Origin of the sequence: Kordia sp. SMS9, assembly GCF_003352465.1 — a bacterium.
In the GTDB taxonomy this organism is placed as follows: domain Bacteria; phylum Bacteroidota; class Bacteroidia; order Flavobacteriales; family Flavobacteriaceae; genus Kordia.
Window position 1 is genome coordinate 2,863,384 of sequence record NZ_CP031153.1, and the last position, 16,923, is coordinate 2,880,306.

The following is a 16,923-nucleotide window of genomic DNA, read 5'->3' on the forward strand; positions in this document are numbered from 1 at the left end:
TAAAGTCGGGAGACTTTACTAAACTTCTTTTTGTGTATGCTTTGTAATGTTTTCATGTGATGTTTTGTAAAGTCTCCCGACTTCACAAAACATCACTTCCTAATAATCTTAATTTCTCCGTTGGTACGCAATTGAATGATCGTTGACGGTTCTGCTGCTTTTTTATCATCTTTTAAATTCACAATATAATCTACGCCGTTTTTGATGCCGTTGCTGATTTCAGCAAAAGATGTTGGCGTGGGTTGTCCGCTGATATTTGCAGAAGTAGATACAATCGGGCGTTTGAATTTACGAATGAGTTTTTGGCAAAATTCATCATCAGGAATACGAATGGCAAGTGTTTTATCTGTTGCAACAAGATTTTCCGCAATTCCTACAGGATTGTCATAAATAATTGTGGTGGGTTTGTCAGTAGCTTCTAGGAGATCATACGCAACTTCGGGAATTTCCTCAATAAAACGTTCCAACATGCGCGTATCACTGACCAAACAGATTAACGCTTTGCTTTCTTCGCGGTTTTTTAAAGTATAAATTTTTTGAACGGCTGCCGGATTTGTAGCATCGCAACCCAATCCCCAAACGGTATCAGTAGGATATAAAATGGTGTTTCCCAACTGCAACTGTTCCAAGGTTTTTAGAATTTCTTCCGTCATGATTCAAATCGAATTTGCTGTTGTTGTTTTAATGATTTTGACAAATGTGCGCCTTTCCAAACCAGCGAAAGCATGAACCATTTTTTTGGCTTGATAAGAAAGCTCAAGCAAAAATACGTTCTAATAAAAAGATATTTGGCGTGCGAATAATTTTTTTTAATCACATATAAATGTGAAATCATGCCTTCTTTGCTAATGGCTTTTGAAACGCCAGTACTCACACCTTGATAATGCAAAATTTTGGCTTCGGGCACCAATACACTTGAGAATCCTTTCTGTCGTAAACGGAAACAGATGTCCATTTCTTCAAAATAGAGAAAAATATTCGTGTCAAATCCGCCAACAGCTTCAAAAGCTTCTCGTCTGAAAAACATAAAAGCTCCATTGACAAAGTTGACTGAAACAGGTTCTGTATATGCTGTTTTGCGTTTTGGGAATTGTGAAGCCCAGTTTTTCTCCAAAAAGCTACGTCCTAATAACAACTTGCGAATACCTTTGTCATGATCAAACGAAATCACATGCTTATTGTGTTCGTCATAGTTTTGTGCCGTTGTCACACCAATATTTGGATGGTTTTCCATATAGTTGTGTAAAATGAACAAGCAATCGTTGAGCAACATCGCATCATTATTCAAGAATAAAATATATGTTCCGTTGGTAAATTGTGCGCCAAACATATTTCCGCCACCAAAACCTGTATTGATCACGCTTCTGTGCAATGAAATATGATCGTGTTTTGGAAAGTTTTCGTGTAGATGCGCATAATCTTCAGGGTTGGAATTGTTATCCACGACTACAATTTCATACGACAGTGTTTTGTCGGTAAATTTAATCACAGAATTGATACATTCTAAGGTGTATGTTGCCGTGTTGTAATTGATGATAACAATCGAAATATCTTTCATAAATGTAGTTGTTTGGCAAAATTACATAAATTTAGGTTGAATTTTATACTTTTGCGGAAACACAAACCACAAATATGGGACTTCGCTCAAAATTTAAAAAATACCTTTTACACAAAAGATTGCCGATAGAAACCTATGTGCCAATCAAAAAGACCAAGCCAGAAAAGATGAAGGAAATGGTGACTGCTTGGGCAGGACTCGAATTGATTATTGAAGATATTTTAGAACGCTTCAATATTGGTCGCGACTCTTGTATTGAATTTGGTGTAGAATTTGGCTATTCTTCGGTCGTATTTTCTAACTATTTTAAGGAAGTAAAAGGAATTGATATTTTTATTGGGGATGAACATACCGATCATAAAGGTGATCATTACGAAAAGACAAAAGCGTCTTTAGCGGAATATAAAAATATTGAGTTGATCAGGTCAGATTACCGCGACTGGATTGCAAAAGACGAGAAGCAATACAATTTTTCGCATGTAGATATTGTACACAATTACAAAGAAACGTACGAATGCGGATTGTGGGCAGCACAGCATAGTGAATGTACTGTTTTTCATGATACGGAAAGTTTTCCAGAAGTGCGCCGTGCTGTCATTGACATTGCGAAAGCTACGGGAAAGCGTGTGTACAATTATCCGCATTGCAACGGATTGGGAATTATTGTGTAATTTCTGTTGAAATCTTCTAAAAAAATACTCATCATTGCGCCTTTTGCATTTGGTTATACGTCCCATATTCAAAAGGCTTTGCAACAATACGAAGGTGTGGACGCGCAGATTTTGTATTTGGATCAACCTGCGTTTCAGTATAAAAATACGCTTCACAAAGCGCAGAATTTTTTTTCAAAATTGATTTTCGGAAAGAATTTTAAAAAGACGTTTGTCACTGACAGAATCAAAGCTTCCATAAAAGAACTTGGGCAACAAGATGAAATTTTTATCATTCGTCCAGATATGTTATCGGATGATTTGTTACAGTTTATCAAAAGTCACACTGAAAAATTTATCGCCTATTATTATGATAGCACGCGTCGTTTTCCGCGAAAAGTGGACATTATTTCGATGTTTGATACAGTATACAGTTATGACCGATTGGATGTAGAGAAATACAACTTGTCTTTTTTGACGAATTATATTTTTGAAGAAAGCAATCATGCGGAATTTGAGGACCAGTTTTTTAATATTTCAACGAACGATTACCGTTTTCCTCTGATAGAAAATTTAGCCAACTACTTGAAACAACACGGTTGGACGTACAATATTCAAGTCTACAACGGAAGCGACATGCCAGCGAAATATGTAAAGATCATTACGAAGCAAAAAAGTATTCAAGAAGTTTCGCAAATGATTCAGAAAGCGAAGATTATTGTGGAAATTCAACGAACGGAACAAGTTGGTTTGTCATTCCGTATTTTTGAAGCGTTGGGACATCGCAAAAAACTTATTACAACCAATAAAGATATTGTCAATTACGATTTTTACCATCCACAAAACATTCTCGTTGTAGACGAACACAATATTGAAATTCCAGAAACTTTTGTGACTTCTGAATATGTAGAAATTGACGAGAAGATTCTATCCAAATACAGAATTAAAAATTGGGTACAACCTATCTTTGACTTATAAAAAAACCATTGTCACTTTCGCAACAATGGTGTTTTGCCTAAATACTAAATAAAATTAAGACATTACAAGATGTCTACAGGGTGCTATTTTTTATTGACGTGTGTATATCATTGTCACATTTCCTTGATAGGATTCCACAGTGCCATCGGTTCTTAAAATTTCGTTGAAACTGAAAAATACCGATTGCGATGGGAACACAAATGTCATTGTTTGTTCATTATTAGAAAGTGTTGCGGTAAATTCTACTGTTCCAGAATAGCAAAAGCGTATCGTATTTCCTTCTTGTGTATATGTAGGTAACAAACCGTCACCAATTCCACATGAAATTTGTTGTGAGAGGTTTCCATTTCCATCATCAATCACAGATAGAAAAAAGTTGTCATAAACTGGATTGGAAGCTTTAAAATTGTCTCTAAAAAGAATAACTCCATCGCAATTAACTTCTGCTAGTAATTCATTAGAAAAAACACCGTCCCCATTTCCATCTATGGGTGTTTCAATCATAACACTTGTACGTATCCAAGTACTTCCTAAAATCGTTGGAGGATTCGTAGGATCTGGAGTGCAAATATCTTGTTGTTGTGTTGTATTTTCGGTAGTTGCGGTAATTAAATCGGACTCCACGTCATCAACATTACAAGCAGAAAGGATTCCTAGTAAAACTGTGGTAAAAAGTAACTTTTTCATAGTGGTATTGGTTTTAATTTATACATTGTAGATGTTTTTCAACAAAAATGGTTGCGTTGTTGTTCAGTAAATTTTTTGTTGAATGTCAAATATGACTAATGCCTAAAACCAACTACCTGAAAAATTACAGTAAACTTCGGTATACGTTCTCGTATTCTTTTGCCGTCGCATTCCAATCAAAACTTTTGGCGCGTTTGATGTATGCTTCTTCGTAGACTTTTTTGTTCGTTTCAAACGTGTGCATTCCGTTTTCTAAAACTTTCGCCATATATTCTGCATCATATTGATCCCAAAAGAAAGCATGATCGCCACCAATTTCGGGTAAGGATGTTTTGTTTGATAAGAACACAGGTTTTCCAAAACGCATGGCTTCAATTGGCGGAATTCCAAACCCTTCTCGCAACGACGGAAATACAAAAGCTGCACAGTTTTGCAAGTAATATTGTTTGTCTGTGTCGCCAATTTTTCCTGTAATGATGACGCGCTCTTGTAAGTTGTGTTTTTGAATGGTTTCTGCGAGTTTTCCAGCAGCGTATTCGGTATTGTTGTTTCCCGAAAGGATTAGATTAAATTCTGGTAATAGTGCGAGCATTTCTACTAAAGTGTGGAAGTTTTTGCGCGGTGTGAATTCGCCAATACTAAACAAATAGGGTTTATCAGACACCAATTTCGGCTGATAGTTTTCAGGAAGCGTCACGTCACGAATCGGATTTCCGTTGTAAATCACATATTCGGGAACGTTTGGCACGTTAAAATGTGCATGAGTTGATGCTTTCGCGAAATTTGAAATATACGTAATTGCGTTGCTTCTTTCTAGTTTTTCACGAAAACGGATATTGCGTTCGTGGTTCATATCGCTCGATTCTTCTTCAATAAAGTTTACATCGTGAACCGTCAGCAAATACGGAATGTCGTGATATGGTTCAATCTTAATATTTTGATTCAACGAATGCCACAAATCGTACTTTTTCCGAATGCGTAACAACGGATAACGACGAAATGATTGATACTTTTTATAGTCAAAATAATCGCCAAATTCGCTTTGAAGCTTGCTGAGGTTTTTCGCGTGAAGCGTCATTTTAAAATCGTCAATTTGCGCTTCATACAACCCTTTTATCAAATGATAATTGAATTGTCCAAAGCCAAAATGCAAGTTCTTGATGTTGTGAGATTCTAAAAAAACGTTTTTCATCAGTTAGTCAATTTTTCGGTACAGCGTCCACAATTGCAAATAACGTTTAAATACCGAAAACGCATGCACATAACATAAAATAAAACCTTCTTTTCCGTCCAAAATTCCCAAACGCAAAAAGTATTGGTGTACAAAACGATACCAAGGACGAAAGATGAAATGATACGCGTTGGGACGCACATTTTTTTTGTACAAAGCTTCCGCTTGCAAACGACTGTACTGACTCAGTTTTTCATTATAATTGTCAAAACTTTTATAGGTTTGATGCGCTACTGAATTTTTGAGTTTTCCAATTTTTTCGGTAGTTTCAATCGTTTCATGAACAGGTTTTCCGTTGTAGCGACCGTATTTTTTATGGAACAATCGCACCGAAACATCCGTTTGAAATCCACTGTATTTCATGCGTTTTCCCATGAAGTGAAAATCGCGTTTTACATGATAAACTTTCATCGGATTCTCTGAATTTACAGTCGCAACAATTTCGTCGGCAAGTGCTTTTGGGACTTCTTCATCCAAATCAAAAAACGTAATCCAATCGTATGAAGCTTGTTCAATAGCAAAGTTTTTTTGTGATGAAAAATCGTCAAATGTGCGTTGTAATAAAGTTACGTTGTGCTTTTTAGCGAGTTCTACGGTTTTATCCGTGCTAAACGAATCGACAATGATAATTTCATCAGCAAAGGAAAGTTGGGCAATATATGTTGAAATATTGTCTTCCTCATTATACGTAATGGCTAAAGCACTAATTTTTGTGTTCATATATGAATGAAGCTGCTTTTATACTTTGAAAGTTCTGCAACAGCGACAAAAGTACTAATTTTAGATAGAATATATAGTTGCAAATATACGCAGTACGGAAAGTCATATCAGAATACATGGCATTCAGAACATTTTTAGTTGCAATTAGAACATTAAAATTTATTGTGAAGTGTATTTTATTAATTTGAATGAAGTTAATTTCTTATAAAATCGTAAGAAAAACAATTATTAACCTCAAATAAAACCAAATTAGTATGTGTACAAGAGTCATTTACACTCCAAAAGAAAAACAGAGTTATGTAGGCCGTAATATGGATTGGGCCGTAAATCCATCACCACAATTATGGGTAATGCCGCCAAATGTGAAACGAAAGGCAATGGCAAAAACAGAAAGAGGACAAGAATTTAAGTGGAAATCAAAATACAGCAGTGTCATTGTTTCTAATTTTGGAATTTCGAATTCTGACGGACTGAACTCTGAAGGATTAGCCGTGAACTTATTATGGTTGTCTTCGTCAAAATATCCAGATGGACCACATCATAAAAATGCGTTTCCTATGAGCATGAGCATTTGGGCGCAATACATATTAGATAGCTGTAAAAATGTAAAAGAAGCTGTGTATGCAATGAAAGATATTTATATTCAAACAACTACAATTCCTGATGATCCTTCAAAACTAGCCACCTGCCATTTATCTGTTGGAGACAAAAAAGGAAACTCCCTAGTTTTTGAATATATAAGCGGACGTTTGCACATTTATACAAACGTTGATACAAGTGGAGAAAAATTCAGCGATTTTCCACATATCATTAAGCATTACACACAAGATGAAATGCGAGTGATGACGAATGATCCAAAATTTGACACGCAAATTGGCTCCTTAGTTTATTGGGATGAACTTCATGAAACCTACAAAGATGGTCCAGCGTTGTTACCAGGATCAAATTTGTCTTTAAGCAGATTTGTGCGCGCTACTTATTTTAGCAGACAATTACCGAAGAATGCTCCACAAAATTTAGCATTAGCTCGATTGTCGGGAGTAATCAATAATGCGGCGCAACCCGCAACAAGTGTAGAAAACGCTGATGTAAGCAGAACGCAATACAACTCGTTTGCAGATCAGTCACGATTGCACTATTTTTTCCGCTCTGCATACGGTCCGTTTTTAATATGGATAGATTTGTCGGATGTTAATTTTGATAAATTAAAAAATAAAAAAGGATATGCATTTACGCTTCAACTTAATGAAGACGGCGTTTTTCAAGATTGTGACAAGCAGGCGATCAGTGGGAAAGTGAATCAATACTTAACGGTAGAAAAAATGTTTCCCTTTTTACCAATACCATAACTGCTACATTTTTAGTTGTTGCAAGTTGAATAAGTTTAGTAGCTTTGTTGAAATTAATTTTTATATGAAGATTGAAAAGACACGCCAAATCTTTCAATTTTTGAATCATTCAATAAAAATAGATGCCAAAACTGCCTATTTTAATGTATCATGCGGTTACTACAGAAACTTCTCAGAGTAACGGATTGACAATTTCTGTAGAACATTTAGAAGCACAATTTCGCTATCTACACGAAAATGGATATACGAGTTTGCATTTTAGCGACTTGCAACAACTAACATCTCCTTCGGATTTTCCTCAAAAAGCAGTCATCATCACGTTTGATGATGTGTATGTGAATCAGTTAGAATTGGCGTATCCGTTATTGAAAAAATATGGACTAAAAGCCTGTTTTTTCATTCCGTTTCAATATGTAAATGGTGTGGATGCATGGAATACGAGTCAGTTAAAACTCATGTCGGTTGCACAATTGAAAAGTATGGACGAAGCTACGATTGAACTTGGTTTGCATTCCTTCGCACATAAAAAATACGATGTACTTTCCGCAACAGAAATTGACGAAGATTTTAAAAAATGCAAACAATTTATTGTTGGTAATCAGTTGAATGTAAGCAATGTGTTGGCATATCCGTACGGGAAGTTTCCTCGGAAAAACCCTGCGCAAAATACATTTTTTGATCTATTGGTAAAACACCAAGTTTCGTATGGTTTGCGCATTGGAAATCGTGTGAATACTTTTCCGTTCAAAGACAATTATCAAGTACAACGTTTAGACATTAAAGGAGAAGATTCGCTAAAAAAATTCAAGTCAAAATTGAGAAAAGGAAAGTCTTTATTTTTCTAACATGAAAAGTTTAAGAAATCGAGTTATGTACACATTCAAAAGTATTTTAGGAGTTTTTATCATCATTTGTTTTACAGCGTGTCATTCTTCTCAAAAAGAAGAAACAGCGGAAACTTATGAAGCTGTAAAAATTGTTAGTGCCATGAAAAACGTGATGTGGAAAGGCGAGTTGCAAGGAAAAATCAATTTGGACACCATTTCCAACAAAAAAGGCTTGTACGGTATTGGTCCTGTTAGTTATTTGACAGGCGAACTATTGATCAATAACGGACAAAGTTATGTTTCTAAAGTAACTTCTGATTCTACCATGATTGTTGAAAAGCGTTTCAATGTAGCTGCACCATTTTTTGTGTATGCAAATGTGAATGAATGGACAAAAGTGGAATTGCCATCAAACATAAAATCCGTAAAAGACATAGAAGCTTTTGTAGATGAAAAAACGAAAACCTTCAAGCGTCCGTTTGCGTTCAAACTTGTAGGAACGATGAAATCTGCTACGATTCACATTCAAAATCTGCCGAAAGGCACCAAAGTCAGTTCACCAAAAGAAGCACATCAAGGTCAAGTAAATTACGAACTCGCCAACGAAGAAGTAGAAATTATAGGTTTCTTTTCCACCGAACACAAAGGTGTTTTTACACATCACGATGCTAATATTCATTTGCATCTCATCACAAAAGACGAAAAAAAGATGGGACATTTGGATGCTGTTGCGATTGAAAAAATGTGGTTGTATTTACCTAAAAAGTAATAAAACTTACACCTTTAGGGCAAAAGAGTTCTTAGAAAAGAACTCTTTTGGTAGTAAAAAAAAAGGGGTAATGCATTAAAAAATACACTACTCAAAATTACAATATATCGCGTGTTGGAATTCTTTTTTTAGATAAATGAAAGGGAGATTGTAGACGAATAGTACAAAACTACACTTAATATTGCTTTTATCGGATTCCTTTTTGAAGTAAAATCAATTTTACATAGCGCGAAAACACACCATAAGCATTAATTCCAGCAACTGCCAAACCGGGAACGCCATCCATAAATCCGCGTTTCACGATATATTCATGGAAAAAACGATACATGGGCTTAAACGCTAAATGAAAATACGTCGCTTTTTTGCCTTTTTCTAACATGCGTTCTGCCTGAAACCACGCGTATTTATCTTTTTTACTGATATAATGCAGTAAGCCTTTGTAGGTGTAATGCAACACTTTGTTTTTCAATTTTCCAACAGTTCCATCAATAATCAATTTTTCATGTACATTTCCTTCAAAATGACACTTTTCTCGAACAACCAAGCGCGTCACATCATTGTTGTGATAATACAAAAAACGATTCATATAAAAATGTGGAAAATTCAATGTATACGCCGTGTGTTTTCCAGCTTGCATTGCTGCTATGATTTCTTGTTGAAGCTGATACGTAATGCGTTCGTCACCATCTAAAAACAAAACCCAATCGCAGGTTGCAAATTGCAACGCATGATTTTTTTGATTGGAAAAATTATCAAACTTTCGCTTTATCACAGTGCAATTGTGCGCTTCTGCAATCGCAACAGTTTCGTCGGTACTAAAGGAATCAATCACAATAATTTCATCGGCAAATTGCACCGAATACAGCGCATCTTTCAGATACAAAGCTTCATTATACGTAGGAATGATGACAGATAGTGTTGGCATGATAAATTTAAAGCACAAACTTACTAAAAAACTTTATCTTTGCAGTCGGTATGACAACAATAGACACTTCCATCATTATAAGTACGTACAACTCTCCTGAGTGGTTGGCGAAAGTTTTACACGGATACAACAACCAAACGTATCGCTTGTTTGAAATCGTCATTGCAGACGACGGTTCCAAGCAAGAAACCATTGATTTGATTGAAAAAATCAGCAAAGAAGTCTTTTATCCAATTGTACATGTTTGGCATGAAGACAACGGTTTTCAAAAATCGCAAATTCTCAACAAAGCCATTGTAAAATGCAGCACGCCGTACATTATCATGTCGGATGGCGATTGCATTCCGCGTGCCGATTTTGTGGAACATCATGTAAAGCATCGTGAAGAAGGTTTTTTCCTTTCGGGAGGATACTTTATGCTACCCATGAATATTTCCGAACGCATTACAAAAGAAGATATTTACAAGGGCAATTGTTTTGATGTTGCATGGTTGAAGCAACACGGTTTGAAAGCTTCGTTTAAGAACAACAAACTGACGTCTGCCGGACTGAAATCACGCTTTTTAAATGCTATTACACCGACAAATGCAAGTTGGAACGGACACAACGCTTCTGGCTGGAAAGAAGATATTGTTGCCATCAACGGTTTTGACGAACGCATGCAATACGGCGGACAAGATCGCGAACTCGGTGAACGCTTAATGAATTACGGATTGAAAAGTAAACAAATTCGCTACAGCGCAGTTTGTATACACTTAGATCATCCGCGAGGTTATAAAAATCAGGAATCGATCAATAAAAATTTAGCCATCAGAAAAACGACAAAAGACGAAAACCGCAAGTGGACCGATTTTGGAATTGAGAAGTAGGATCGCTTCGCTTCGACAAGCTCAGCGCAAGCGCTTTTGGAAATATATGAACATTGAGCGGAGTCGAAATGTGGATCGCTTCGCTTTGATACTTAAACAACTCAAAACGTCACTTCGAGTGGCAAATCTCCGATTTGTTGTATCGAGAAGTACTTCGATAAATAGAGTTTCAAACGCCAAACAAAACACTTTTACATTTAAAATTTAGCATTTTACATTTGTAATTTTTTGATACGTCTTTGCGAGCGTTTTGGAAAAACGCATGGCAATCTGTTTATCATACACTATTCCTGTTATTTGAAGTCACAGATTACTTCGTCATGCTTCCTCCTAATGACGTTTCAAAATGTACAAAAGTGTCATTTGATTTTTTGAAGAAAACACTTTTATATTTAAAATTTAGCATTTTATATTTAAAATTTTTTGATACGTCTTTGCGAGCGTTTTGGAAAAACGCGTGGCAATCTGTTTATCATACACCATTCCTGTTATTTGAAGTCACAGATTACTTCGTCATGCTTCCTCGTGATGACGTTTCAAAAATGTACAAAAGTGTCATTTGATTTTTTGAAGAAAACACTTTTACATTTAAAATTTAGCATTTTAAATTCATAATTTATACACTCCAATCTTCCAATACGTTTTCTCTTGATCGGTGGTTACGGTAGTAAAATCGAGTTGTTTGAGTTTGTCAAAATATTCCCAGCAACCAACACCTTCGCGATAAATAGAAACGATTAAAATTCCGTTATCCGTTAAATGTGCCAGCATTCTATCAAGTACGTTTTGCTTCTCAGATTCATGCACATAATAAAAAGCTTCGTTAAAAATAATCACGTCAAACTTTTGATTTGGTGTATAGGTATGAATATCCGCAGTTACAAATTCCGCTTTTGGAAACTTTCTAGCTTTTGCTTTTTGAATGGAAACCTCCGAAAAGTCCATTCCCAAGAAATAACTGAAAATTTCAGCGTCAATATATTCATTCAACACACCTTCGCCAGCACCCAAATCGAGAATGCTAGGTTGCGGTTTTCCATACGTTTCAATAAATCTAATAATCGTGTTGTAGCGTTCGGCTTCAATCGGATTGCGCAAATTGTCCCAACGACCACTTCGGTATTGTTTGTTCCAGCGAAGTTTTCGACGCCAATTATGAAATTTATCTAGTAGGTTCATGTCAGTTTTTTAAATGTAAAGCTAAAAATTTTTCCAGTTTAGGAATGATCATTTCTGGAGTTAATTGTTTGTACAATGCATGTGGATCTTCCTCAATTTTCTTACGCTCTTCAAAGGTAAAAGTATCAAATAAATCTGGTTTCTCCTCCAATAAATGAATAGATTCATGCAGTTTTCCATCCTCAAAACTCGCCCAATGATCTTTGTTGACATACGGTGAAAATATGGTAAACGTCGGTTTGTTCAGTGCTTTGGCAATATGCACAATGCCACCTTCGTTCGCCACCATTACATCACACGCATGCATCAGTCGTACAAAACCGCGAATACTATCTTCATAAATATCTAAAATAATTTGTTCTTTATGTTCACAAAGCGCATAAATTTTGTCTGCTTCTGCTTTTTGATGTGGCGCATAATTAAACAAAATATGTACCTTATATTTAGAAGCAATATAGTCCACAATTGCTGCAATATATTCATACGGCATGGATTTTTGCGGCGTGCTTCCCAAAATGCCCAACATCAATACAGGATGTTTGTATGTATCAAGCTTTGGATAGTTTTTCTCTGCTTCTGTCAAAGTGATTTTTGGTTCAAAATCAGGATTTTCCAACGGGAAAACGCTTGTAATCAGGTTGATGCGATCTTCAATGGCTTTTCCACAAATCTGTGTTTTTTCATCCAGCAAATTAATGGGATGCGAGTAGAAGGGAAGCGGTAATTTTTTATGCTTGCGTTTATTTCCAATGCGATATTCGGCTTTTGAAAAATAACACATTAAGCGACTTTGCAATTTGGAATACGGATCAAAAATAATATCATACTTTTCTTTTCGCACTTTACGAATCATCTTGATCAAATTTGGAATCTTTTTCAGTTCCTTTTCATTAATCGGAATGATATTGTCAATATTCGGATTGTTTTCAATCACGCCATTCGTAAAGTCGTACGCCATAAAATCAACGCGGCTTTCGGGGAATATTTTCTTTATATTATTGGCAATTACAGAACTGATCAAGACATCTCCAATACGTTTGTTCTGTATAATTAATATTTTTTTCATGCAAATACCTATTGATCTCGGGAACAGTTGCAAAGTATTATTTTTTCGGCTGTTATTAAAATTTCACTTCATGTATTTGGTTTTTTGTTTAGAAATTCAACTCGTTTACATTTTTCTAATTTTCGCTTACATCCTAAAAGTTTAAACGAGTTCATTAAAAAAATAACGGTATTTAATTATCTTTGGCGAATATCATTCAACTATGCAAACGGTTCACATTCATCCAAAATATCAAGATCAGAAAGCAGCAATTTTGGCTTTTATTCACGATTTTGACACAAAAGGTGAATATGTAACCAAAGGCGAACGCAACGTTATTAAGTCGTTTGATGTAAACGGAGAAAAGATCAATATCAAATCGTTTCGCGTGCCGAAAGCATTCAATAGTTTTGTGTATAAATTTCTCCGACCTTCCAAAGCAAAACGTTCGTTTGAATATGCGGAAAAGTTATTGCTGAACGCGATTAAAACACCGTTTCCAATAGCGTATATTGAAAACTATACAACTTTCGGCTTGAAAGAAAGTTATTATGTGAGTTTGCATATTGACTATGATTTTGATTTCCGAGCGTTGATTCACGATCCGTTGTTTGAAAACCGGCGATTTATCTTAGAACAATTTGCGGAATTCTGTTTTCAGTTACATGAAAATCGTGTCAATTTTTTAGATCATTCTCCCGGAAACACGTTGATTGTTAAACGCGATCAACACTACGATTTTTATTTGATCGACTTAAACCGAATGAAGTTTGAATCGATGAATTTAGACAAACGCATGGAAAACTTAAAACGTTTGTGGTTGTCAAAATTAATGATTCACATCATCAGCAAACGCTACGCAGAACTCGCCAATAAAGAACTCCACGAAGTACAAGATGTGTTACTCAAACACAGTCAAGCCTTCAAACGAAAAATAAATCGTAAAAAATACTTGAAGAAGAAGTATTTGAAGAAAAAGAAGTAGTGTGAACTTCTATTTGGGTAACAAATGTGAAAATGCTTAACTGTAAGATAGATAGTTAGTTAAACATTTAAATTTTATCCAAATGAAAAAGCAAAATTTTAAAAACCTCAAATTAAACAAAAAAACAATTTCTAACATTGAAGATATTCAAGGTGGAATTCCAGGACTTACGTGGATTTGCACTGTGAGTGTCTCAATATTGATTTGTGAAGATCCTTCAGGGCTTCCAAAAACGGGTCAATCATTTTGCGATTGGTGTTAAGTCACTCTTATTTAGATATAGTATTTAAGGATACTTAGCGAAATCTTATATATCTAAAACGTGACTTTGAATGAATTTGCATGGCAAATTTACATTGAGAAGTATTTTGAAACGTCATTGCGAAAGTTTTGTAAAAACTTATGGAAATCTTTTACTAAAAAAAACAGATTCCTTTGTAATGACGTTTCAAAAATAACTATATGTTTTAAATCATTAAATTTTAATCCTTGAATTGAGTGAAACAAGTTTACACCGCTACATCATGCTCGCGCAAGGCATCGTTTAACGATGTTTTTTTATTGGTGCTTTCTTTGCGTTTTCCAATGATTAAGGCACAGGGAACTTGGTATTCTCCAGCAGGGAATTTTTTAGTGTAACTTCCAGGAATCACAACTGATCTTGCCGGAACGCGTCCTTTCATCTCTATCGGTTCGTCGCCTGTAATATCAATAATTTTTGTCGAAGCTGTCAATACCACATTCGCGCCAAGCACAGCTTCTGTTTCCACACGAACACCTTCTACCACAATACACCTCGATCCTATAAACGCATTGTCTTCAATAATTACGGGAGCCGCTTGCAAAGGTTCCAACACGCCACCAATTCCAACGCCGCCAGACAAGTGTACATTCTTCCCAATTTGCGCACAACTTCCAACCGTTGCCCACGTATCTACCATCGTTCCTTCGTCCACATACGCGCCAATATTAACGTAACTTGGCATCATAATCACACCTCTGGAAACATACGCGCCGTGACGTGCAATGGCATGTGGCACAACTCTGATTCCTTTCTCCTTGTACCCGCGTTTCAACGGAATTTTATCGTGAAACTCAAAAATACCCGCTTCCAAGGTTTCCATTTTCTGAATTGGGAAGTATAACACCACAGCTTTTTTTACCCATTCGTTCACTTGCCAACCGTTGGTTGTTGGTTCGGCAACGCGCAATTCGCCAACATCTAACAAATCGATCACCTTGCGAATCGCCGCTTGCGTATCCTCATTTTTTAATAAATCTCGGTGTTCCCAAGCATTCTCTATCGTTTCTTTTAATGCAGTCATGTTTTATAAAATTTGTAACTTTTATTTCTATTTTTTGGGTGCGTTGTCAGGCTATCCACTGTATCTTTTTAAAAAGTGATTCATTCTTAAATTCCTTCAAGAAATCTAGCACCATCTGATTACAAAACAAACAGATTCCTTCGTCGTTCCTCCTCGTAATGACGTATCAAAATTTTAAAAAGGATGCCGTTGCTATCCTGCGCACAGTTTCAAAGCGTAAAGATAAAGTCTTATTGTGAATTATTTCATCAAAATTTACAGATCTAACACATTCCATCTATTTTATATCAAAACATTCTTAAAATCACGTTAAAAAAAATCACACACAAAAAAAGTCAGCGATAATGTCAGTTGCCTCAGCGTTGATTTGCAGAAATTTAAGATATCAATTTTTAGAGTATGCTAAAAAATATTGATACTCCATTAATTAACCTAAAAAACCAGTCGCCATGAAGAAAAAAGCATCGAGAATTTAGACTAAAAAAAACAATCTATTTCAAAATTTGAAGCGGAAAAAATTGGCGGAGGAACTTTCCCAACGATTAGAGTAGCTTCGTGCTGGTCGTGCTTGTCATGTACTACTATTGATTGTTTCCAAGATGAAAAAAAACCATTAAAAATCAGGATCATGAAAAAAAGAAAGCTAAAAAACTTAGACTTAAAAAAGAAATCGATTTCAAATTTGAGTCAAAAACAGGTACAGGGTGGAGCAGTACCAACAACTGTTACGATATTATCCTGTTGGTCGTGTATATCTTGTCCAACAATTGATTGTACAGAAGGAGTAGTTTGTGATTTTATAAGATCGGAAACTCCTCATTAATCCTATGTCATAGTAGGAAATTATATAAAGAAGCTATCTGAAAAAATAAAAATTCGTCACACTAAAATGTAAACTTTATTTTTTTAAGTATTTAAAAATCAGTTTAATGATGTTCTGAGTCAAGTTCAGCATGACATTTTTCACAGCTTTTTAGATAGCTTTTTTCTTTAAAATTTAGGAAACGGTTTGCATTTTCCGAATGCGTTTCAAAATCGCTTTCTTTGGCATAAAAGGTGCCATTTTCATCATGAGTTTTTGTGCAAAGGTCAATCCTGACATGATGTCCAAATCGCCTTTGAGCATTGCAGTGTAACCATCTTCTGCAACACTTCTAGCACTTGCGGTTTTTTCAAATATTTCTGTTTTGTCCATTCCTGAAGTACTTCCAAAATCTGTTTCTGTGGCACCAGGCATTAAGTTCGTTACGGTAATATTGGTGTCGTGTAATTCTTCTGCAATAGCATTGCTAAACGAAGTTACAAACGCTTTGGTAGCATAATATACCGCTTGCAACGGACCAGCAACGAGACTAGCCGTAGAGGAAACATTCAAAATTTTGCCTTCGTTCCGCATTACAAAATCCTGTAAAAAATGATGCGATAAGGCTGTGAGTGCGCTAATATTTAATTGAATCATATTCAAATCTGTTTGCAAATCACGTTTGTCAAAACGGCCTAAGCCGCCAAAACCTGCATTGTTAATGAGGTAATCTACTTTCAGATTAGCAGCTTTTACTTCTTCATAAATTTCTTGTGCCGCATTTGAGTCTGTTAAGTCTTTCACAATCACGGTAACGTTTATATTGTGTGCAGATTCGAGTTCAGTTTTAAGTGCTTTCAATTTTCCTTCACTTCGTGCCACAATCACCAAATCGCCCCCTTTTTCTGCATGGATTTTGGCAAATTCTTTTCCTATTCCGCTACTTGCTCCTGTAATTAATGCTATTTTTTTCATTGTCTTCTTTTTAATTAGTGAGTACTTACTTTTTTTGTGAATAAATTTT

At 35.6% G+C, this 16,923-nt stretch carries 19 protein-coding genes; 9 read left to right on the top strand and 10 right to left on the bottom strand.

Annotated features, from left to right (window positions below; all coding sequences use genetic code 11):
• Positions 1-92: 92 nt before the first annotated feature.
• Together KORDIASMS9_RS12310 and KORDIASMS9_RS12315 are read right to left on the bottom strand one after the other, a co-directional pair.
• Positions 93-653, bottom strand: a complete 561-nt coding sequence (locus KORDIASMS9_RS12310; protein ID WP_114903126.1) for an L-threonylcarbamoyladenylate synthase — start codon at positions 651-653, stop codon at positions 93-95.
• A complete protein-coding gene (locus tag KORDIASMS9_RS12315; protein ID WP_114903127.1) occupies positions 650-1,558 on the bottom strand; it encodes a glycosyltransferase family 2 protein in 909 nt (302 codons plus the stop codon). Before KORDIASMS9_RS12315 ends, KORDIASMS9_RS12310 begins: the two co-directional genes overlap by 4 nt.
• A 74-nt stretch (positions 1,559-1,632) precedes the next feature.
• Here KORDIASMS9_RS12315 and KORDIASMS9_RS12320 point away from each other — a divergent pair, with 74 nt between their 5' ends.
• Both KORDIASMS9_RS12320 and KORDIASMS9_RS12325 read left to right on the top strand, forming a co-directional pair.
• A complete protein-coding gene (locus tag KORDIASMS9_RS12320) occupies positions 1,633-2,229 on the top strand; it encodes a class I SAM-dependent methyltransferase (RefSeq protein ID WP_114903128.1) in 597 nt (198 codons plus the stop codon).
• Between the two features lie 6 nt (positions 2,230-2,235).
• Entirely contained in the window at positions 2,236-3,186 is a 951-nt protein-coding gene (locus tag KORDIASMS9_RS12325) for a hypothetical protein (RefSeq protein ID WP_114903129.1), read from the top strand.
• A 90-nt stretch (positions 3,187-3,276) separates the two neighbouring features.
• Here the strand turns inward: KORDIASMS9_RS12325 and KORDIASMS9_RS12330 are convergent, their stop codons facing one another.
• The 3 genes from KORDIASMS9_RS12330 to KORDIASMS9_RS12340 all read right to left on the bottom strand — a co-directional run bounded on the left by KORDIASMS9_RS12330 (position 3,277) and on the right by KORDIASMS9_RS12340 (position 5,824).
• Positions 3,277-3,873 (bottom strand): hypothetical protein, encoded by a 597-nt coding sequence (locus KORDIASMS9_RS12330; RefSeq protein ID WP_114903130.1) that lies wholly within the window; start codon positions 3,871-3,873, stop codon positions 3,277-3,279.
• A gap of 124 nt (positions 3,874-3,997) precedes the next feature.
• Positions 3,998-5,065, bottom strand: coding sequence for a glycosyltransferase family 1 protein (locus tag KORDIASMS9_RS12335; protein ID WP_114903131.1), 1,068 nt, complete (start codon positions 5,063-5,065; stop codon positions 3,998-4,000).
• A 3-nt stretch (positions 5,066-5,068) separates the two neighbouring features.
• Positions 5,069-5,824 (bottom strand): glycosyltransferase family 2 protein, encoded by a 756-nt coding sequence (locus KORDIASMS9_RS12340; protein WP_114903132.1) that lies wholly within the window; start codon positions 5,822-5,824, stop codon positions 5,069-5,071.
• Positions 5,825-6,078: 254 nt separating this feature from the next.
• On the opposite strand from KORDIASMS9_RS12340, the gene KORDIASMS9_RS12345 reads away from it, so the two are divergent.
• The 3 genes from KORDIASMS9_RS12345 (at position 6,079) to KORDIASMS9_RS12355 (ending at position 8,769) form a co-directional block, all read left to right on the top strand.
• Positions 6,079-7,173, top strand: a complete 1,095-nt coding sequence (locus KORDIASMS9_RS12345) for a linear amide C-N hydrolase (protein WP_114903133.1) — start codon at positions 6,079-6,081, stop codon at positions 7,171-7,173.
• Between the two features lie 122 nt (positions 7,174-7,295).
• The gene (locus KORDIASMS9_RS12350) at positions 7,296-8,018 is read left to right on the top strand and encodes a polysaccharide deacetylase family protein (RefSeq protein WP_205317978.1); all 723 of its coding nucleotides are present in this window, start codon (positions 7,296-7,298) and stop codon (positions 8,016-8,018) included.
• Between the two features lie 25 nt (positions 8,019-8,043).
• Positions 8,044-8,769: an acetolactate decarboxylase gene (locus KORDIASMS9_RS12355; RefSeq protein WP_114905230.1), complete on the top strand. Its 726-nt coding sequence runs from the start codon at positions 8,044-8,046 to the stop codon at positions 8,767-8,769.
• A 187-nt stretch (positions 8,770-8,956) separates the two neighbouring features.
• Here KORDIASMS9_RS12355 and KORDIASMS9_RS12360 read toward each other — a convergent pair whose 3' ends face one another.
• The gene (locus tag KORDIASMS9_RS12360; RefSeq protein WP_114903134.1) at positions 8,957-9,694 is read right to left on the bottom strand and encodes a glycosyltransferase family 2 protein; all 738 of its coding nucleotides are present in this window, start codon (positions 9,692-9,694) and stop codon (positions 8,957-8,959) included.
• Between the two features lie 50 nt (positions 9,695-9,744).
• Here KORDIASMS9_RS12360 and KORDIASMS9_RS12365 point away from each other — a divergent pair, with 50 nt between their 5' ends.
• Positions 9,745-10,563: a glycosyltransferase family 2 protein gene (locus KORDIASMS9_RS12365; protein ID WP_114903135.1), complete on the top strand. Its 819-nt coding sequence runs from the start codon at positions 9,745-9,747 to the stop codon at positions 10,561-10,563.
• Positions 10,564-11,172: 609 nt separating this feature from the next.
• On the opposite strand, the gene KORDIASMS9_RS12375 is transcribed toward KORDIASMS9_RS12365, so the two are convergent.
• Positions 11,173-11,742 (bottom strand): trans-aconitate 2-methyltransferase, encoded by a 570-nt coding sequence (locus tag KORDIASMS9_RS12375; protein WP_114903137.1) that lies wholly within the window; start codon positions 11,740-11,742, stop codon positions 11,173-11,175.
• A gap of 1 nt (position 11,743) precedes the next feature.
• The gene (locus tag KORDIASMS9_RS12380; protein WP_114903138.1) at positions 11,744-12,808 is read right to left on the bottom strand and encodes a glycosyltransferase family 9 protein; all 1,065 of its coding nucleotides are present in this window, start codon (positions 12,806-12,808) and stop codon (positions 11,744-11,746) included.
• A gap of 202 nt (positions 12,809-13,010) precedes the next feature.
• On the opposite strand from KORDIASMS9_RS12380, the gene KORDIASMS9_RS12385 reads away from it, so the two are divergent.
• Positions 13,011-13,772 (top strand): lipopolysaccharide kinase InaA family protein, encoded by a 762-nt coding sequence (locus KORDIASMS9_RS12385; protein WP_114903139.1) that lies wholly within the window; start codon positions 13,011-13,013, stop codon positions 13,770-13,772.
• 82 nt (positions 13,773-13,854) lie between these two features.
• Positions 13,855-14,034 carry a hypothetical protein gene (locus KORDIASMS9_RS12390; RefSeq protein WP_114903140.1) on the top strand — a complete coding sequence of 60 codons (180 nt, stop codon included), beginning with the start codon at positions 13,855-13,857 and terminating at the stop codon, positions 14,032-14,034.
• Between the two features lie 247 nt (positions 14,035-14,281).
• On the opposite strand, the gene KORDIASMS9_RS12395 is transcribed toward KORDIASMS9_RS12390, so the two are convergent.
• Positions 14,282-15,097 (bottom strand): 2,3,4,5-tetrahydropyridine-2,6-dicarboxylate N-succinyltransferase, encoded by an 816-nt coding sequence (locus tag KORDIASMS9_RS12395; RefSeq protein ID WP_114903141.1) that lies wholly within the window; start codon positions 15,095-15,097, stop codon positions 14,282-14,284.
• A gap of 628 nt (positions 15,098-15,725) precedes the next feature.
• Between KORDIASMS9_RS12395 and KORDIASMS9_RS23285 the strand changes: the two genes are divergently transcribed.
• Complete coding sequence (locus tag KORDIASMS9_RS23285) at positions 15,726-15,920, top strand: hypothetical protein (protein WP_162819921.1); 195 nt, start codon at positions 15,726-15,728, stop codon at positions 15,918-15,920.
• A 174-nt stretch (positions 15,921-16,094) separates the two neighbouring features.
• Here the strand turns inward: KORDIASMS9_RS23285 and KORDIASMS9_RS12400 are convergent, their stop codons facing one another.
• On the bottom strand, positions 16,095-16,874 hold the full coding sequence (locus KORDIASMS9_RS12400) for an SDR family oxidoreductase (protein WP_114903142.1): 780 nt from the start codon (positions 16,872-16,874) through the stop codon (positions 16,095-16,097).
• Positions 16,875-16,923 lie beyond the last annotated feature (49 nt).